The sequence below is a fragment of the Rugamonas sp. genome (assembly GCF_025354735.1).
In the GTDB taxonomy this organism is placed as follows: Bacteria; Pseudomonadota; Gammaproteobacteria; order Burkholderiales; family Burkholderiaceae_D; genus Rugamonas.
On sequence record NZ_JANXMI010000321.1, the window covers coordinates 1 to 18,432 of the forward strand.

Annotated in this window: 12 protein-coding genes and 1 pseudogene; 5 read left to right on the forward strand and 8 right to left on the reverse strand. The window is 67.1% G+C overall.

Annotated features, from left to right (window positions below; all coding sequences use genetic code 11):
- Window positions 1-1,475 (reverse strand): urocanate hydratase (gene hutU / locus Q0S71_RS26745; protein ID WP_296002622.1); only part of this gene is annotated, 1,475 nt, incomplete at its 3' end.
- On the opposite strand from hutU, the gene Q0S71_RS26750 reads away from it, so the two are divergent.
- A complete protein-coding gene (locus tag Q0S71_RS26750) occupies window positions 1,474-1,761 on the forward strand; it encodes a hypothetical protein (RefSeq protein ID WP_296002625.1) in 288 nt (95 codons plus the stop codon). The genes hutU and Q0S71_RS26750 overlap by 2 nt on opposite strands.
- Window positions 1,762-1,856: 95 nt before the next feature.
- Here Q0S71_RS26750 and Q0S71_RS26755 read toward each other — a convergent pair whose 3' ends face one another.
- The 3 genes from Q0S71_RS26755 to ada all read right to left on the reverse strand — a co-directional run bounded on the left by Q0S71_RS26755 (window position 1,857) and on the right by ada (window position 5,919).
- Complete coding sequence (locus Q0S71_RS26755; RefSeq protein ID WP_296002628.1) at window positions 1,857-3,527, reverse strand: amidohydrolase; 1,671 nt, start codon at window positions 3,525-3,527, stop codon at window positions 1,857-1,859.
- A gap of 215 nt (window positions 3,528-3,742) precedes the next feature.
- Entirely contained in the window at window positions 3,743-4,714 is a 972-nt protein-coding gene (locus Q0S71_RS26760; RefSeq protein ID WP_296002631.1) for a 2OG-Fe(II) oxygenase, read from the reverse strand.
- The gene (ada, locus tag Q0S71_RS26765; RefSeq protein ID WP_296002635.1) at window positions 4,711-5,919 is read right to left on the reverse strand and encodes a bifunctional DNA-binding transcriptional regulator/O6-methylguanine-DNA methyltransferase Ada; all 1,209 of its coding nucleotides are present in this window, start codon (window positions 5,917-5,919) and stop codon (window positions 4,711-4,713) included. Before ada ends, Q0S71_RS26760 begins: the two co-directional genes overlap by 4 nt.
- Before the next feature lie 164 nt (window positions 5,920-6,083).
- On the opposite strand from ada, the gene hutC reads away from it, so the two are divergent.
- The 4 genes from hutC (at window position 6,084) to rho (ending at window position 13,762) form a co-directional block, all read left to right on the forward strand.
- Window positions 6,084-6,803 carry a histidine utilization repressor gene (gene hutC / locus Q0S71_RS26770; RefSeq protein WP_296002638.1) on the forward strand — a complete coding sequence of 240 codons (720 nt, stop codon included), beginning with the start codon at window positions 6,084-6,086 and terminating at the stop codon, window positions 6,801-6,803.
- A 307-nt stretch (window positions 6,804-7,110) separates the two neighbouring features.
- Entirely contained in the window at window positions 7,111-11,733 is a 4,623-nt protein-coding gene (locus Q0S71_RS26775; RefSeq protein WP_296002641.1) for a PAS domain S-box protein, read from the forward strand.
- A gap of 302 nt (window positions 11,734-12,035) precedes the next feature.
- Window positions 12,036-12,362 (forward strand): thioredoxin TrxA, encoded by a 327-nt coding sequence (gene trxA / locus Q0S71_RS26780; protein WP_296002643.1) that lies wholly within the window; start codon window positions 12,036-12,038, stop codon window positions 12,360-12,362.
- 137 nt (window positions 12,363-12,499) lie between these two features.
- Window positions 12,500-13,762 (forward strand): transcription termination factor Rho, encoded by a 1,263-nt coding sequence (gene rho, locus Q0S71_RS26785; protein ID WP_296002646.1) that lies wholly within the window; start codon window positions 12,500-12,502, stop codon window positions 13,760-13,762.
- Window positions 13,763-13,888: 126 nt separating this feature from the next.
- Here the strand turns inward: rho and Q0S71_RS26790 are convergent, their stop codons facing one another.
- The 4 genes and pseudogenes from Q0S71_RS26790 to Q0S71_RS26805 all read right to left on the reverse strand — a co-directional run.
- Complete coding sequence (locus tag Q0S71_RS26790) at window positions 13,889-14,776, reverse strand: 2OG-Fe(II) oxygenase (protein ID WP_296002649.1); 888 nt, start codon at window positions 14,774-14,776, stop codon at window positions 13,889-13,891.
- Window positions 14,777-14,779: 3 nt separating this feature from the next.
- Window positions 14,780-15,448, reverse strand: a complete 669-nt coding sequence (locus tag Q0S71_RS26795; RefSeq protein ID WP_296002652.1) for a hypothetical protein — start codon at window positions 15,446-15,448, stop codon at window positions 14,780-14,782.
- Between the two features lie 15 nt (window positions 15,449-15,463).
- On the reverse strand, window positions 15,464-16,858 hold the full coding sequence (locus Q0S71_RS26800) for a cytochrome c peroxidase (protein ID WP_296002655.1): 1,395 nt from the start codon (window positions 16,856-16,858) through the stop codon (window positions 15,464-15,466).
- Between the two features lie 137 nt (window positions 16,859-16,995).
- Window positions 16,996-18,432 (reverse strand): annotated as a pseudogene (locus Q0S71_RS26805) (phosphoesterase); the annotation flags it as partial.

An 18,432-nucleotide genomic window follows, 5' to 3' on the forward strand; every position in this document is an offset into this window, starting at 1 on the left:
GCGTTCAGCAGCGGCCAGTCGGAGACGGCGTCGGTGCCGTCCTTCATGCTTTCCGTTTCGCGATTCGGGCTGGCGACGGAGCCGGTGTCGAGGTGGTCGCGGCCGATGACGATGGGCGCTTTCAGTTCGCCGTTGCGCACCATCTCGTTGAAGGCCAGGCCGGCGATGTGGCGCTCGCCCAGTCCCAGCCAGCAGATGCGCGCCGGCAGTCCCTGGAAGGCGATGCGGTCGCGCGCCATGTCCAGCCAGCGGTGCACCTGCGCGTGGTGCGGGAACAGCTCCTTGATCTTGGCGTCGGTTTTATAGATATCTTCCGGGTCGCCCGACAGCGCGACCCAGCGGAACGGACCGCGTCCCTCGCAGAACTGCGGACGGATATAGGCCGGCACGAAGCCCGGAAAATCGAAGGCGTCCCGCACGCCGTGGTCGAACGCGACCTGGCGGATGTTGTTGCCGTAGTCGACCACCTTGACGTCCATCGCGAAGAAGTCCAGCATCGCCTGCACGTGCACGGCGCACGACGCGGAGGCGGCCGCCGTCAGCTCGGCGTGGCGGGCCGGGTCCTGCTGCGCCGCCTTCCACTGTTCCACGCTCCAGCCGCGCGGCAGGTAGCCGTTGATTAAATCGTGGGCCGAGGTCTGGTCGGTCACCAGGTCGGGCACGATCTCGCCGGCGCGGGCGCGCTTGACCAGTTCCGGCAGCACGTCGGCCGCGTTGCCGAGCAGGCCGATGGAAATGGCCTCCTTGCGGCTGGTGTGATGTTTAATCAGCGCGATGGCGTCGTCGATGCTGGTGGCCTGCTTGTCCAGATAGCGGGTGCGCAGGCGGAAGTCGATGCTGCTTTGCTGGCACTCGATGGTCAGCGACACGGCGCCGGCCATGGTCGCGGCCAGCGGCTGGGCGCCGCCCATGCCGCCCAGGCCCGCGGTCAAGACCCAGCGCCCTTTCAGGTCGCCGCCGAAGTGCTGGCGGCCCGCTTCGGCGAAGGTCTCGAACGTGCCCTGCACGATGCCCTGGGTGCCGATGTAGATCCAGCTGCCGGCCGTCATCTGGCCGTACATGAACAGGCCCTTGCGGTCGAGTTCATTGAAGTGTTCCCAGTTGGCCCACTTCGGCACCAGGTTCGAGTTCGCGATCAGCACGCGCGGCGCGTCCGCGTGGGTCTGGAACACGCCGACCGGTTTGCCGGACTGGATCAACAGCGTCTGGTCGTCTTCCAGTTCGCGCAGCGAGGCCAGGATCTGGTCGTAGCATGCCCAGTTGCGGGCCGCGCGGCCGATGCCGCCGTAGACCACCAGATGCTTGGGATTTTCGGCCACTTCCTTGTCCAGATTATTCTGGATCATGCGGTAGGCCGCCTCGGCGCCCCAGTTCTTGCAGGTCCGCTCCGGACCGCGCGGGGCGCGGATTTCGCGGCTGGCGTCGTAACGCGGATCGTCGTCCAGATGATTCGGGCTGCTCGAAGGGGTGCTCATGATGGTCTCCTCAATGGGGTTGGACCGGCGGACGTGGCGATCCACGCACGCAACCGGCGCATCGTTGAAGAATAAGTTGTATAGACAACCAAGTCAATCGATTTTTATCGGCACGGCTAAAAACACAAAAGGCGCTGAGCGCGCCTTGATGGATGAGGGTGGAAGGAGCAACACGTCACCGCATCGCAATCGCTACCGCGATGATAATCGTGTATATCACACCTCCCACGACAGAGAAAATAGTGAGGTTTTTCATGAGGCGATGACGCGCCTCATCCTGATGTAAGTACGCTATGATTTTGCCCATGATTTCCACCCTTGCCCTGAAAACCAGTATAGCACCCGTATTTAATGGTATATATACCCAAAAAAATCAGCATCTCACTTGACGCTGTAGACCTGCCGTCCCGCGACCCAGGTTTGCAATACCTGCGTCTTGCCGATGTCCGATGCCGGCGTCTTGAAGATGTCGCGGTCGACCAGCACGAAGTCGGCCCACTTGCCCGGCTCCAGCGAGCCGATCACGTTTTCCTGATGCGCGGCGTACGCGGCGTCGAGCGTGAAACAGCGGAACGCCTCGGTCAGCGTCATCGCCTGGTTTTTATACCAGCCGCCCGGCGGCGCGCCGTTGCCGTCCTGCCGCGTGACGGCCGCGTGGATGCCGGCGAAGGGATTGGGCGACTCGATCGGGAAGTCGGAACCGCAGGCGATCTTCGAGCCCTGGTCGAGGAAGGTGCGCCACGCGTACGCGCCCTTCATGCGCTCATGGCCGATGCGCTGCTCGGCCATGTTCTGGTCCGACGTCGCGTGGGTCGGCTGCATCGACGGCATCACGCCGAGCCGTTTAAAGCGCGGAATGTCGGCCAGCGCCACCACCTGCGCGTGCTCGATGCGCGGCCGCAGCGCGGCGTTGTGGTACTTGGCGATCAGCGCCTCGAAGCCGTCGAGCACCTGGCGGTTGGCGGCGTCACCGATGGCGTGCACGTTGACCTGATAACCGGCGCGCATCGCCTTGTCCATGCGCGCCAGCAGGTCGGCGTCAGTGTGGAACAGCGTGCCGCGCGCGGACGGCATGTCGCTGTACGGTTCGAGCAGCGCCGCGCCGCGGCTGCCCAACGCGCCGTCGCCATACAGCTTGACGGCGGCCAGCGCGTAGCGGTCGCCCGCGTAGGAGGCCAGCGGACCGTTGTGGGACAGCGCGTCGAAGTCGGCGCCGGTGTCGCCTATCATGGCGTAGACCCGCGTGGTCAGCTTGCCGTGGTCGGCGTAGTCGCGATAGAGGGCGTCGGCGCCGCTGCCGATGCCGGCGTCGTGGACGCTGGTCAGCCCCACCTTCGTCAGCATGGCCAGGGCGCTGTCGAGCGCCGCGCGGCTTTCGGCCTCGGTCGGTTTCGGCACCACGCGGTCCATCATCTCCATGGCCGCGTCGACCAGCACCCCGCTCGGCGTGCCGTCGGCGTCGCGCTCGATCTTGCCGCCGCTCGGATCGGGCGTGTCGCGCGTGATGCCGGCCAGTTGCAGCGCCCGGGTATTGGCCCAGCCGGCGTGGCCGTCGACGCGGTGCAGCCACGCGGGCCGGTTGCCAACGGCGGCATCGAGTTCGGCGGCGGTGGGAAAGCGGCCCAGCTTCCAGATTTCCTGATTCCAGCCGAAGCCGATCAGCCACGCGCCGTCGGCATGGGCGGTATTGAAATCGGCCACCGCCTTGACGGCGCCGGCCAGGGACGTGGTGTCGTACAACTGTACGCGGCTGGCCAGCGCGCCCAGTTCGAAGACGTGGCCGTGGGCGTCGATCAGGCCGGGCAAGACGGTCTGGCCGTGCAGGTCGACGTGGCGCGCATGCGGCGCTTTGGCGGCCACCGATTGGGCGCCGCCGACGGCGATGATTTTGCCGGCGTCGTCAAACGCCAGCGACGCGAAGCGCAGCAGCTTGCCGGCCGCGTTCAGCGTGTAGCCGTTGGCGTGGTCGAGCACCGTGTCCGCTTGCGCGCACGGCAGCGTGCCGAAAACGGCGAGGGCTAACAGGGAACTCTGGACGGGAATCATACGCATCGGGCTTCTCCAATTGGGGCAATCGCAGAAGTGTAGCGAAGTTTGCCGCGCTTGGGGTCGGCCATGCTTGCCTCGCTAGCGCGTCAATTCGATGGGATTGACAACGTCAGCGGCTTTCAACCGCCCTGCGACACGTGCTGACCTTGACTGCACGACTTTAGTGAGTTCAGGTAGCGGGCATGTTGAGAATACTCAAGCGCTCCACCGCCGACAACCTACTGCGCGTCGTGGAAGATGATGCCCAGCGTGTGGCGCGCGCCGCTGCGCAGGCGGCTCACGCCGTGCCGCATCTGCACGCGGTAGGCGCCGCGCGCGCCCTGCGCCGGCCGGCGGTTGACGGGGAAGATCACCATGTCGCCGCGCTGGAGCGCCACCACTTCGACCCGCGACTGCATGCGCGGACGCTGCTCCGTCAGCACAAATTCGCCGCCGTCGAAATCGGCGCCCGGCTGCGACAGCAGGATCGCGGCCTGCAAGGGGAACACGTGCTCGCCGTATAAATCCTGATGCAGGCAGTTGTAATCGCCGGCCCCGTATTGCAGCAGCAGCGGCGTGGGACGCCGCTGGCCGGCGGCGTGGCAGCGCGCCAGAAAGTCGGCGTGCTCCGGCGGGAAGCGCGGCGCCATTTGCAGCACCTCGTGCCAGTGGTTGGCGATGGCGGCCAGCGGCCCATACAGCGACTGCCGCAACGCCGCCACCGTCGACGGCAGCGGGTAGCGGAAATACTGGTACTCGCCGCTGCCGTAGCCGTGCTGCGACATCACGACGCGGCTGCGGAACAGCGCCGGCTGCGCGTACTGCGCGGCCATGGCGACGCATTCGTCGGCCGTCAGCATGCCGGGGACGACGGCGTAGCCGTGCGCCGCCAGCTCCGCCGCGATGGCTTGCCAATCGAGGCCGGCGACGTGGACCGCGATGCCGGCCGCCGCGCCGACGGCCTTGCGCGCGCTGGCCGCCGTTTGCGCGGCGGCGGCGCCATCGGCCGTGGCGGCCGTGATGGTGGGCGTGACTGCGACAGTGGCGGTGGCGGTGGCGGTAGAAGTAGTAACAGTGGCCGTGACGGCGGGCGTGGTGGCAGCGGTGGCGGTGGCGGCGACGGCGACGGGAACGGCGGCGCGCGCCGGCGGCGCGGTGCGGCGCTGGCGTTCCGGCGCGCCGTCGCTGAAATCGAATTCGCCGTTTTTCATGTGCGTCCTTTGCCGGCCTCGCGGTCGAGCAGCGCGGCCTTGCGGTCCACGCCCCAGCGATAGCCGGACAGCGCGCCGTCGTTGCGCACCACGCGGTGGCAGGGGATGGCCACCGCCACCGGATTGGCGGCGCAGGCGCCGGCGACGGCGCGCGCGCCCTTCGGCGAGCCGGCCAGCGCGGCCAGTTCCGCGTAGCTGATGGTGCGGCCCGGTGGAATCGCGCGCAGCAGCTGCCACACGCGCTGCTGGAAGGCGGTGCCGCGCACGTCGAGCGGCAAGTCCAGGCCCCGTTCGGGATGCTCGACCAGGCCGACCACGCGCGCCACCACCTGTTCATATTCGGGCTCGGCGCCGATCAAGTCGGCGTGCGGGAAGCGGTCTTGCAGGTCGCGCGCCAGCGCCTCCGGATCGTCGTCCATCAAGATCGCGCAAATGCCCTGGTCGGTGCTGGCCACCAGCAGCGCGCCGAGCGAGCAGGCGGCGATGGCGAAGCGTATCGTGGCGCCGCCGCCGCCGCTGCGGAAGGCGCGCGGCGTCATGCCCAGCAGCGTCGGCGACTGGGCGTAAAACCGCGCGCTGGAATTGAAGCCGGCCGCGTAGTAGGCCTCGGTCACGCTGCCAGCTTGCGCCAGGCCGGCCTGCACGCGGCGCGCGCGCCGGGCCGCCGCGTAGGCTTTCGGCGTGATGCCGGTGTGGGCCTTGAAGATGCGGTGGAAATGGAATCGGCTCATGCCGCTGGCGGCGGCCAGGCTGTCGAGGTCCGGCGGCGACTGCGCCGCGTCGATCAGGCGGCAGGCCTGGGCCACGAGGGCGGCGTGGCGCTCGGCCAGCGGCGGCTGGTCCGGCTTGCAGCGCAGGCAGGGACGAAAGCCGGCCTGCTCGGCGGCGGCGCCGCTGGCGTGGAAGGCGACGTTGGCGCGCAAGGCCGGCCGCGCCCCGCACGACGGCCGGCAGTAGACGCCGGTGCTGCGCACCGAATAGTAAAACACGCCGTCGGCCGCGCCGTCGCGCCGGCGCACGGCGGCCCAGCGCTGCTCGTCGGTGGCGTAAGCGGCGGCGTTGTCGGCACCGGCAGCATCGACAGCGGCGGTGGTGGCGGCGGCCTTGGCATCGGCGGCGGTGGCGACGGTGGCACCATCGGCATCGGCGGCGGTGACATCGGCGACATCGGCGACATCGGCGGTTGGGGTGGCGGTCTGGCTCATGCGGCGCTTCCGGTGGATTTCTCAGATGGGGCCATCATACCGAGCGGCGGCGCGACGCGCATCCCGCCTCTTGCTTTTGAATTCAAGATCGCTGTGGACCTGGCCGGCCGCAATGCTAAAATGGCATGAACCGTCCATGCGTGACGGTATTCCGGAGAAGCCGTTTGGACCACCAGTCACCGCCAGAACACACCCCCATCTTCCAGCGCATCAAAGACCACTTGCTGGCGCAGATCGCGGCCGGCCAGTGGAAGGAAGGCGACGTGATCCCGTCCGAGCAGGCGCTGGTCAAGCAGTTCGGCGTCTCGCGCATGACGGTCAACCGAGCCGTGCGCGAGCTGACCACCGAGCAGGTGCTGACGCGCCGCCAGGGCTCGGGCACCTACGTCGCGCAGCAAAAATACCAGGCCACGCTACTCGAAATCAAGAGCATCGCCGACGAGATCCGCACGCGCGGCCACGTCCACCGCAGCAGCCTGCAACAGCTGGAACGCAGCAAGGCCAGCGAGCTGCTGGCCAAGCAGTTCGGCCTGGCCGGCGGCCACCCGCTGTTCCACTCGGTGATCGTGCACTTTGAAAACGGCGTGCCGATCCAGGTCGAGGACCGCTGGGTCAATCCGCTGTGCGCGCCCGCTTATATGGAACAGGATTTTTCCGCCGTCACGCCCAATGAATACCTGATGAAGGCGGCGCCGTTGCAGGGCGCCACCTACAGCATCGAGGCGCTGGCGGCGCCGCGCGACATCGCCGAGATGCTGGCCATCGACACCCGCGCGCCCTGCCTGGTGCTGCGGCGCCAGACCCGCTCGGGCGGCCAGATCGCCTCGATCGCGACGATGTGGCATCCGGGCCACCGCTACCAGTTCGCCGGCAGCTTCGCCTAGCGCCGCCGGCCCACGCCGCCCTCGGGCGCGGTAGCACAGATTGGCCCGGTAAAACTCTCCGATTGTCACGCGTATCCGCCGCCGGCGGCTTTTTCAGGCTTTTCTTGCGCCCCGGCCAGCCATCTTTTCATTCGGGGAAAGTTAAACACTACAGCCAAAATTTCGATGCTATAGTTGCCCGATCCAGCTGTTAGCGTTGTCCGATTGCCATCGGTATCAGGCCAGCCGTCGCCAGAAAGGGAAGCTCTTGTTGCACCGCCGTCCACGCTTACGCGCCGCCGCCCCGCCCGCCGGAGGCCGCCCGCCCTTGCGGCGGGCGGCCCGCGCCTGCGCGCTGGCCTGCGCACTGGCCTGCTTATTGGCGGCGGCCGGCGCAGCCGGCGCGGCGGAAAAAGTGGCGATCCAGTTGCAGTGGCAGCACCAGTTCCAGTTCGCCGGCTTTTACGCGGCCCAGGACAAGGGCTATTACCGCGACGTCGGCCTCGACGTCTCGCTGATCGAAGCCCCGCCCGGCGTCAACCCGATCGAGAACGTCGTCGACGGTCACGCCCAGTACGGCGTCGGCAACAGCAGCCTGCTGCTGGCGCGCGGCCTCGGCCAGCCGCTGGTGGTGCTGGCCTCCATCTTCCAGCATTCGCCGTCGGTGCTGCTGGTGCGCCACGACGCCGACGGCAAGCGCCGGCCCTGGACCGGCAGCCGCGTCATGCTGGCCCAGAACAACGAGGAGCTGACCGCCTATTTCAAGAAGATCGGCGTGCGCCTCGAAAGCATGTTCCTGGTGCCGCACACCTACGACCTCGATGAACTGATCGGCGGCCACGTCGACGCCTACGCCGCCTACATCACCGAAGAACCGTATCTGCTCGAACGCAGCGGCCTGGCCTACGACATCATTTCGCCGCGCTCGGTCGGCATCGATTTTTACAGCGACAACCTGTACACCACGGAAAGCGAGCTGCGCGAACATCCGGCGCGGGTGGCGGCGATGCGCGAGGCCACGCTGCGCGGCTGGCAATACGCGATGGCCCACCAGGGCGAGATCGCGGACCTGATCCGGGCCCGCTATCCGAACCGGCACAGGCGCGAGCAGCTGATCTTCGAGGCCCAGCAGACCGCGCCGCTGCTGGAGCAAAACTTGATCGAGCTGGGCTACAGCAATCCGGCGCGCTGGCGCGCGATCGCCGACACCTATATCGAGCTGGGCATGCTGCCGCCCGAGTTTTCGCTCAAGGGTTTTCTGTACCAGCCGGAAGCGCCCCACCCGCTGTGGCGCTACGGCGCCCTGGGCGCGCTGGCCCTGCTGCTGGTGCTGGGCGCGGCGGCCGGCTGGCGCTCGCGCCGCCTGACGCAGGCGCTGCGCGGCGCCGAGGTGCGGGTCGACAGCGCCGAACAGATGGCCGCCTTCGCGCTCGAAGCGACCGGCCAGGGCGTGTGGGACTGGCACATCGAGCAGATGCGCTCGACCTTTTCGGACCGCTATTGCGAAGTGCTGGGCTACGCGCCCGGCGCCTTCCCGCCCGCGCCCGGCGAGTGGCTGGACCAGATCCACCCCGATGACCGCGAACGCGTGCAGCGCTACGTGGAATCGTACACGCTGAGCGAGGCCGGCGACACCGCCATCCACACCTCCGAATTCCGCATGCGCTGCTTCGACGGCGGCTGGAAATGGGTGCAGGGGCGCGGCATGGTGATGCAGCGCGACGCCGGCGGCCGCGCCAGCCGCGCCACCGGCACCCTGAGCGACATCAGCGAACGGGCCGCCGCCGACCAGGCGCGGGTGGCCGCCATCCTCGACGCCACGCCGGCGGCGATGATGGTGGCCGACAAGAGCGGCCTGGTGCACTTCGCCAACCCGGCCTGCGTGCGCAGCTTCGGCTACGAGGACGGCACGCTGGTGGGCCGCTCCATCGAGCAGCTGGTGCCGGACGCGATGCGCCAGACCGGCCGCGCGCGCGAGCTGTACTCGCGGCCCAACCTGCCGGGCCGGGTGCTCAGCGCCCAGCGCGCCGACGGCTGGCACTTTCCGGCCATGGTGCATTTGTCGCCGCTGCGGCTGTCGGGCCAGGAGTTGACGGTGGTGTCGCTGCGCGACATGACGCAGCGCCAGCGCGCCGAGGAGGCGCTGCACGCCAGTTCCGAGCGCTACCGGCAAATCGTGCAGACGGCCGCCGAGGGCATCTGGATGACCGACGCCGACGACCGCACCTCCTTCGTCAACCCGACCATGGCGCGCATGCTGGGCTACGAGGTCGAGCAGATGCTGGGCAAGCCCATGGGCGACTTCATGGACGAGGCCGGCCGCGCCCTGCTGCGCGAACACGGCCGCCAGCGCGCCGGCGGCCAGACCACCCAGGCCGACGTGCGCTTCTTCCACCAGGACGGCGCGGCGCTGTGGGGCTTGCTGTCCTCGACCGCCATCCACGCCGACAACGGCCGCCACAGCGGCACCCTGGCGATGATCACCGACATCACGGCGCGGCGCCAGGCCGAGAGCGCCCTGCGCGATTCGAGCGCGCGCCTGGCCTCCATCTTCGACGCCGTCACCAACGGCCTGGTGGTGCTCAACGGCGCCGGCCTGGTGGTCGAAAGCAACGCGGCGGCGCAGCGCCTGCTGGCCCACGCGGCCGAGGGCGCGGCGCTGTGGAGCGGCGTGCGCGAGGACGGCAGCGCCTACGAGGCGGCCGACCATCCGGTGCAGCGCGTGCTGGCCGACGGCGTGCCGGTGCGCGACGTGGTGATGGGCGTGCGCCAGCCGGACGGCGCGCTGAACTGGCTGTCCGTGAACGCCGAGCCCATCCACGACGAGCACGGCGCGGTGGTCATGGTGGTGGCCAGCCTGACCGACATCAGCTACCGCAAGCGCAGCGAGGACGCGGTGCGCAAGGGCGAGCAGCGGCTGCAGGAAATCATCCAGATGATGCCGACCGGCCTGTTCATCAAAGATCCCGACGGCCGCTTCCTGCTGATGAACCGCGCCTGCGAACAGCAGTTCGGCTACACCTTCGCCCGCCTGACTGACGGCGACGACGCGCCCCTGCACCAGCCGGCCCAGCACGCCATGTACCGGGAAAAGGACAGGCAGGCCTTCGAGGGCCGCACCCTGGTCGACTTCGAGGAAACCATCTGGCACCGCACCCAGCAGCAGCAGCGCCACCTGCGCGTGTTCAAGAAGCCGGTGTTCGACGAGCGCGGCGCGCCGGCCTATTTGATCTGCATGACCATCGACATCACCGACAGCAAGCACGCCGAGCGCGCGCTGCGCGAATTGAACGAGCACCTGGAGGAGCGCGTGGCCCAGCGCACCGAGCAGCTGGGCCAGGCCAAGCGCCAGGCCGAGGAGGCCAGCACGGCCAAGGGCCAGTTCCTGGCCCATATGAGTCACGAAATCCGCACCCCGATGAACGGCGTCATCGGCATGGCCTATCTGGCGCTGAAGACCGACCTCGACCCGCGCCAGCGCGACTACCTGGAAAAGATCCGGTTCGCCGGCGAACACCTGCTCGGCATCATCGACGACATCCTCGACATTTCCAAGATCGAGGCCGGCAAGCTGGAGATCGAACAAGTCGACTTCGCGCTCGACCACGTGGTGCAGACGCTGACCACGGTGGTCGCGCCCAAGGCGGCCAGCCGCGGCCTGGAACTGGTGTTCGAGCTCGACCCCGAGCTGCCGCCCATGTTGCGCGGCGACCCGCTGCGCCTGGGCCAGGTGCTGATCAACTACACCAACAACGCCATCAAGTTCAGCGAGCAGGGCACGATAGAAATCCGCGCCCGCAAAGTGGTCGGCGACGCCAACGGCTGCCTGGTGCGCTTCGAAGTCAGCGACCACGGCATCGGTCTGTCGGAACTGGAAATGGACAAGCTGTTCGTCTCCTTCCAGCAAGCCGACACCTCGACCACGCGCGAATACGGCGGCACCGGCCTGGGGCTGGCGATCTGCAAGCAGCTGGCGCAGCTGATGGGCGGCGACGTCGGCGTGTCGAGCACGCCCGGCGCCGGCAGCACCTTCTGGTTCACGGCGCGGCTGGGGGTGTCGACCTGGACCGTGCCGGCGCTCCTCAACCAGGTCAGCGACGCCGCCGCCGCGCTGCTGGCGACCGCCCACACCTCGGCCGTGATGGCGACGCTGAAAGACGCCCGCATCCTGCTGGTCGAGGACAACACCTTCAACCAGCAGATCGCGCTGGAGATGCTGGAGGAAGTCGGCGCCGCCGTGTGCCTGGCCAACAACGGCGCCGAGGCCCTCGAACTGCTGCGCCAGACCGATTTCGACTGCGTGCTGATGGACGTGCAAATGCCGCTGATGGACGGCCTGGAGGCGACCCGCCGCATCCGCGCCGACCCGCAGCTGGCCCACCTGCGCGTGCTGGCGATGACGGCCACGGCCACCAGCGAAGACCGGGTGCGCTGCACCGACGCCGGCATGAACGATTTCATTTCCAAGCCCATCCAGCCGGCGCTGATGTACCAGACCATCGCCAACTGGCTGCCCGAGCGCGAGCCGCTGGCCGGCCAGGCCCGCCCGCGCAACCGGGCGCCGGCCTTCAAGACCACGCTGGCCGGCGACCCGGCCGTGATCGACTTGTCGGTGCTGGCCAAGCTGCTCGGCTACCACCCGCAAAAGGTGCGCAAGTTCGCCTTCAAATTCCTGCAAAGCACGCAGGAAGGCGTGAGCGACATGGAAGCGTCGCTGGCGCGCGGCGAGGTGCAGGCCGTGCGCGAGCTGGGCCACCGCATCAAGTCGGCAGCGCGCACCGTCGGCGCCTTCGGCATGGCCGACCTGTGCCTGGCGCTGGAAGAGCTGGCGCCCGGCCAGAGCGCCGACGAAATCGCCCGCGCCCAACCCATCGTGGCCCAGTTGTGGAATTTGCTGGAACAGGTGACCGAGCAAATCATGACCAACACCACCTTCGCCGACGACGATTGAGGCAGCGCCGCGCCGGCGCCACGCCGACCCGGCGCGGCAATAAAGCAACATTACCAAACGAACAATTTCCTCCCGCCACGCGCTATTTCGACAATCCGCCGCACATTTTTTAAAAATGGGTTATTATTTCAGCCATCCCCGCCTGCGACCCTCTTGCCACGCCCACCAAAAATCATTTGAAATCGAGCAAAGCGTCTCCATGTGTTGCTTGTAGTCCAGCAACGTTAATGGCGATTGCAGACAAATTGGCATATTTCCAGGCGTTATAGATCCCACAAACTGACCTCTCTTTGAGGAAAATCATGAGCGAAAATATCAAACACATTACCGATGCGTCTTTTGAGTCCGACGTCCTGAAATCCGACCGCCCCGTGCTGGTCGACTTCTGGGCCGAATGGTGCGGACCGTGCAAGAGCATCGCCCCCATCCTGGAAGAAGTCGCCAAGGAATACGACGGCAAGATTTTGATCGCCAAACTGGACGTCGATTCCAACCAGATCGTGCCGGGCAAATTCGGCATCCGTGGTATTCCGACCCTGATTTTGTTCAAAAACGGTGTCGCGGCGGCACAAAAGGTCGGCGCGATGGCAAAAGGCCAACTGACCTCTTTCATCGACAGCAATATCTGATGTAATATATGGCGACGCTGCGCCCGCAGCGTTGCCTGAACGGCCGGCAACCGATACCTTCCGTTGCCTACTGATTAACGAACACCACGCAGTCCCCTCCCCTACCTTTATCTCCCGTCACGGGACACTCAACACATATGCATCTATCTGAATTAAAGGCCTTACACGTCTCGGCGTTATTAGAGATGGCGATCGGTCTTGACATCGACAACGCGGCCCGTCTGCGCAAACAGGAACTGATGTTTGCGATCCTGAAAAAGCGCGCGAAATCCGGCGAGCAGATTTTCGGCGACGGCGCCCTCGAAGTGCTGCCCGACGGCTTCGGCTTCCTGCGCTCGCCCGACGCCAGCTACATGGCCTCGACCGACGACATCTACATCTCGCCGTCGCAGATCCGCCGCTTCAACCTGCACACCGGCGACTCGATCGAAGGCGAAGTGCGCACCCCCAAAGATGGTGAGCGTTACTTCGCGCTGGTCAAGGTCGACAAGGTCAACGGCGAATCGCCGGAGATGTCGAAGCACCGCATATTGTTTGAGAACCTGACGCCGCTGCACCCGAACGAGCCGCTGCGCCTGGAACGCGAGATGAATGGCCAGGAAAACATCACCGGCCGCATCATCGACTTGATCGCGCCCATCGGCAAGGGCCAGCGCGGCCTGCTGGTGGCGTCGCCGAAGTCGGGCAAGTCCGTGATCCTGCAACACATCGCCCACGCCATCACGGCCAACCACCCGGACTGCACGCTGATCGTCTTGCTGATCGACGAACGGCCGGAAGAAGTGACCGAAATGCAGCGCTCCGTGCGCGGCGAAGTGGTCGCCTCGACCTTCGACGAGCCGGCCACCCGCCACGTCCAGGTCGCCGAGATGGTGCTGGAAAAAGCCAAGCGCCTGGTCGAAATGAAGAAGGACGTCATCATCCTGCTCGACTCGATCACCCGTTTGGCGCGCGCCTACAACACCGTGATCCCGGCCTCGGGCAAGGTGCTGACCGGCGGCGTCGACGCCAACGCGCTGCAACGCCCGAAACGCTTCTTCGGCGCCGCGCGCAATATCGAAGAAGGCGGCTCGCTGACCATCATCGCCACCGCGCTGATCGAAACCGGTTCGCGCATGGACGACGTGATCTACGAAGAATTCAAGGGCACCGGCAATATGGAGGTGCATTTGGAGCGCCGCCTGGCCGAGAAACGCGTCTACCCGGCCATCAACCTGAACAAATCGGGCACCCGCCGCGAAGAACTGCTGATCAAGCCGGACCAGCTGCAAAAGATCTGGATCCTGCGCAAGCTGCTGTACTCGATGGACGAGATCGAAGCGATGGAGTTCATCCTCGACAAGATGAAGGCCACCAAGAACAATGGTGAATTCTTCGACATGATGCGCCGCGGCGGATAATTTTTCCATCCCCTCGCATCATCGAAAACGCCCGCCCGGCTTGCGCCCGGCGGGCGTTTTGCTATGCGATCAGTCGGCGGCGCCAAGCCGGGGGCAAGGCCGTGATCTGCCCCGGCACACGCCAACTCAGCCCGCCGGCACGAAGCGGCGCTGGCGCATCCAGCGCGTGGCGACCCATTTTTCGCCGGCCAGCACCGGCGCGCCGGCGTGCAGCGACAGCGGGTTGAGCTGGCCGTCGGCGTTGCAGTATTCGAAGTAGACCGCGCCGCCGCGCCGGGGCGCCACCGCCAGCCCCGCTTCCGGAAACACCGTCTCGCCGCCGTGGTCGACATCGTTCAGATACATCACCAGCGTGCTGACGCGCTGTCCGCTGCGCGCCAGCGAGGCGACATTGGCCGCATTGCCGGGCATCAGGAAATCGAAGTGCGGCGTGCTTTCGGCGCCGGCGCCGTAGCGCAGCACCTGCAAGCCTTCGCCGTTTTCCAGCGGCAGCTGCATCAGCTGGGCCAGGCGGCGGTCGATGCGCTCGACCAGCGCGTTTTCCTGCGGCCGGAAAAACATGCCGTGGCTGCTGCGCGCGGCGCTGGCCGTGTCCATGCCGCTGGCCGGGTCGACGATGGTCGACGGCGCCAGCCGCGGCGTGGCCAGCGCGATCAGCTGCTCGCATTCGGCCGCGCTGAGCACGTTGTCCAGCACGGTGACGACCGGCTGCATCAGCGTCGAGGCGACACGGATGGCGCGGCCGTCGAGCTCGATGCGGTTGCCGGCCATCAGGCGCGACGGCTGCGGCCGGTAGCGCGCGGCGGCGGCCTGGTCGGCGTCGATGCCATCATCCGGCAGCGCCGCACCGGTGGCGCGCGCGGCCCAGACCGTGTGCACGAGGCTGGCCGCGACCTGCGGGTCGAAGCCCTGCTCGACCATATTGCACACCAGCGGCGCCGGCGGGATGCCACGGTCGATATTGTGGACGATCCAGTGTTTCAGCTCGGGAGTGAAATGGATGCGGGCGCCCATGGCTTACAAATCCTTGGCTTCCCAGCCGGTCGGGGTGAGCACAAAGCTTTCCTTCAGCTGCATCACGCCGGCGCCCTTGAGGACGTTGGCCAGCATGGGGAAGACGCGGCCGACGTTGGCGTCGACGCTCCACGGCGCCGGCTGCACCTGATAGGTGTAGGTGACGACCGCTTCGGCCGGCCCCTGGGCGCCGGTCGGCTGCGGCGCAACTTTTTCCCAGCCGACGACTTTGTCGAGCGTGATCTTGGCGGCGCAGAAATCATAGGGCGCGGCGGCGTAGCGGTTGTCGACTTCATGCTTGTGCGGCGGGCGCGCCAGATAGTATTTCTTGCCTTCGGCCGTCAGCTGGTAGCGCCGCACCGGCACCTTGGTGACGTTGCCATCGTCGTCCTTGCGTTCGGCGACGGCGTCGCCGGCGCTGACCAGGCCGAGCTTTTCCAGCACCGGCATCTGCACGCCGTTGCGCGAACCGGTGCCGGTCTCGGCGGCGGCGACGTCGATGGGCCAATTGCTCTTTGCCAGGCAGAGTTCGCCGCGCTGGGCCAGATAAGTCTGCATGGCCTTGCTCATATTGGCCTGGTTCAGGTCTTGCGCGCTGCCGCAGCCGGACAGCGCGGCGAGGGCGGCGAGCGTGGAAATCAAGGTGAGGCTGGTGACGATGCTGTTTTTCATGGCGGTCTAAATAAGTTAGTTGGCGCAGGCGCCGGTGGCCGGCTGGCTGGACGGCTGATAGCCATCGGTCAGGGTCTTGAGGAAGCAGATCAGGTCGCCGACATCGGCGTCCGTCATCGGCGGCGTGCTGCCCGCCTTGCGGCCGTCGAGCGGCATCTGGGTGTCGATGTTGGCGCGATAGGCGGCCGGCAAGTCGTTGAACTTTTGCACGGTGCCGCCCACGTACTGGGTGGTAATCAAGCCGTAGCTGGGGAAGTTGGCGTCGGGCGTGGCCTTGGCCGTGCCGCCGACGGTCGGATACCAGATTTCCGGATTGGTGTCGCGCGTGTTGTAGAAGCGGATGCTTTGTTCCAGCGAGTGGATGATGCCGTTGTGGAAGAAGCTGCCGCGCGTGGCGACGTTGCGCAGCGTCGGCGCCTTGAACATGCCGCAGAAGGCGTTGGCCGCGCCGGGCGCGCCCGGCAGGTGGTCGCTGCGCAGGGGGCCGCAGATGCCCATGTCGATGAAGCCGGCGTCGGCGTTGGCGGCGATGGCGCCGTTGCGCGGCACGCTGATGGCCTCGTAGAAAAAGTCGGTGAACAGCGCCGAGCTGCCGTTCAGGCCCGCGCCCTGGTAATGGCAGGAGGCGCAATTACCCTTGGTGGAGTCGGAAAACAGTTTCAGGCCGCGCGTTTCGGCCGGCGTCAGGGCGCCGCCGATCTTGTTGCCGGCGTACAGGTCGAACTTGCTGCTGTACGGGTGGAAGCTGAGGTCTTCCAGCTGGAAGGCTTGCAGGGCGGCGCCCACGCTCTTGAAGGCGGCGGCCGGGTCGGCGAAGGCCTGGGCGCCGTAGGCTTGCAGGAAAAGCGGCGCGTAGGCGGCCGCCTGGACCTTGGCCACCACGGCGGCGCCGCTGGCGTTGGCCATTTCGTGCGGGTCGAGCAGCGGGATGGCGGCTTGGTCGGCCAGCGTGGCGGCGCGGCCGTCGGCGGTGAAGCCGCCGCCGGGGCCGGGCGCGCTGATGCCGTCGGGATTGTCGAGCAGGTCGGCGTAGGGTGGCGTGTATTGCTTGTAGCGCAGCGACGGCACGGCGCGGTTGCCGCTGTCGCCCAGGCTGGCGCCGCCCAGTTGCACGGCCAGGTTGTTGGGTGGACCGTAGGCGTGGTCCGGATCGTGGCAGCTGGCGCAGGACTGCTTGCCGGAACCGGACAGGCTCTGGTCGAAGAACAGTTTTTGGCCCACTTGCGCGGCCAGGCTCAGCGTGGTGGCGCCGGGAGCCGTGGCGCCGCCGACGGGGGCCGAGGTGCCGGCGCCGGCCAGGGCGTTCGCCGGCGCGGCGCCGCCGCCGCCGCCGCCGCTGCAAGAGTACAGGGCCGCCAGCACGGCGCCCGTGCACATGACAATGGCGCTGCGGTCGACGATGCGTTGCATATTCATAGATTTCGCTTTAAAACGGCACAAGGGCGCGATCGCGATCGGCCCCTGTCATTGCTCATGGATTGCTGATGGCCGCTGGCCGCGCCGCCGGCCCGGATCGTTCCCCGGCGGCGGCGCGACGCATCTGCCGATTACTTATGCAGCGACCAGACGTTGACCTGGCTGCTGTCCGGACCGACTTGCGCGGCGCCGGCGGCATCGGCCGACTGTTTCTGCGTGTACGAGGCCGGCGCCACGAAGGCGTGGTTGACCGGACGCACGGAGTCGAAGTGGGTGTCGGCGCTGCCCGCGTATTCCGGCAAGTTCAGGATATTGGCCGCGATGAACTTTTCCGTGTACTTGGAACGGTTCATATACGAGCCGTCGACACCGGGGTCGGCCAGCTGGAACATATCCTGCAAGGTGCGGTTGAACGAGAAGTGGCTGTAGGCGTCGCTGTCCTTGATGCCGGTCGGCGCGCTGGCCTGGTTGGTCAGGATGCCGAACACGGACTGGCCGTGGCCGCGGTTGCCCGACGTGTAGCCGTGCGTCGAGCTGTCGACCGACCAGCTGCCGTCGGCGTTTTGCTTGAGCTGGTTGGCGACCGTGCTGTTGCCCGGATTCCAGCCGCAGCAGGAGTTGAAGCCGGCCGTCGCATTGCCCTCGTCGAACATCAGCACGATGGCGACGCGCTTCTGGCCGTTTTTCCACAGCGGCGACGCCTTGATCTTCTGCACCAGCTTGTCGACATAGTTGTCGCCGCGCGTGAGGATGGCGCCGCCGGTGGCGTTGGGCACGTTGTTGGCGACCGAGCTGCAATCGCTGGCCACGATCTGGGTCGTGCCGCCGGCCACGGTGCCCTTGACGCTGATGCCGTGCATGTCGTCGCACTGGTCCGGCACCAGGAAGTTGATGGCGCCGACGTGGCCGTTGGCCAGGTCGGTGCTCAGCTGGTCGTAGTCATAGCCGGCCGGGATGGCGTAGTCGGTGCTTTTGGCCAGGTTGGCGTCCCACTGGCCGCCGCCCAGGGTGCGGTTGCTGAACTTGAAGTCCGGCTCGCTGCGCACGTTCTGGTAAGCCATGCCCGGATGGTGCTTGGTGCGGTACAGCTGGCCCGGCAGCGGCAGCGTCAGGCCGGCGGTGCCGATGACGGCCGTGTTGCCGCCCAGGGTGCCGGCGGCGTAGACGTTGTCGAGCGCGGTGACCGCGGCGTCGCCGACGCTGTCGATGCGGGCGTCCTGGCCCGGGTTCATCGACTCGCTATAGGTGCGCCAGTTCAGGCCGGCGTTCGTCAGGGCGTTGAACAGATTGGGCTTGCCGACGATGTTGTGGCTGACGCCGGCGGCCTGGATGCAGCTGGCCGCGAACGGCGACTTGGCCAGGCCGGGCTGGCTGGCGTCCGGCGTTGGCAAATCCTGGACCGCGTTGGCGCCGGTGGCGTCGCAGTTCCACTGGCTGTCGTCGGTGATGCCGAAATCGTCGGCGCCGCCGAGTGCCGTGTAGTTGGGCTCGCTCGGGTTGCCGGTCGCGTAGTAGCTGGTGAGCTGGTTGCCCGCCTTGAGCAGCGCATTGATCTTGGGCGCGAAGGC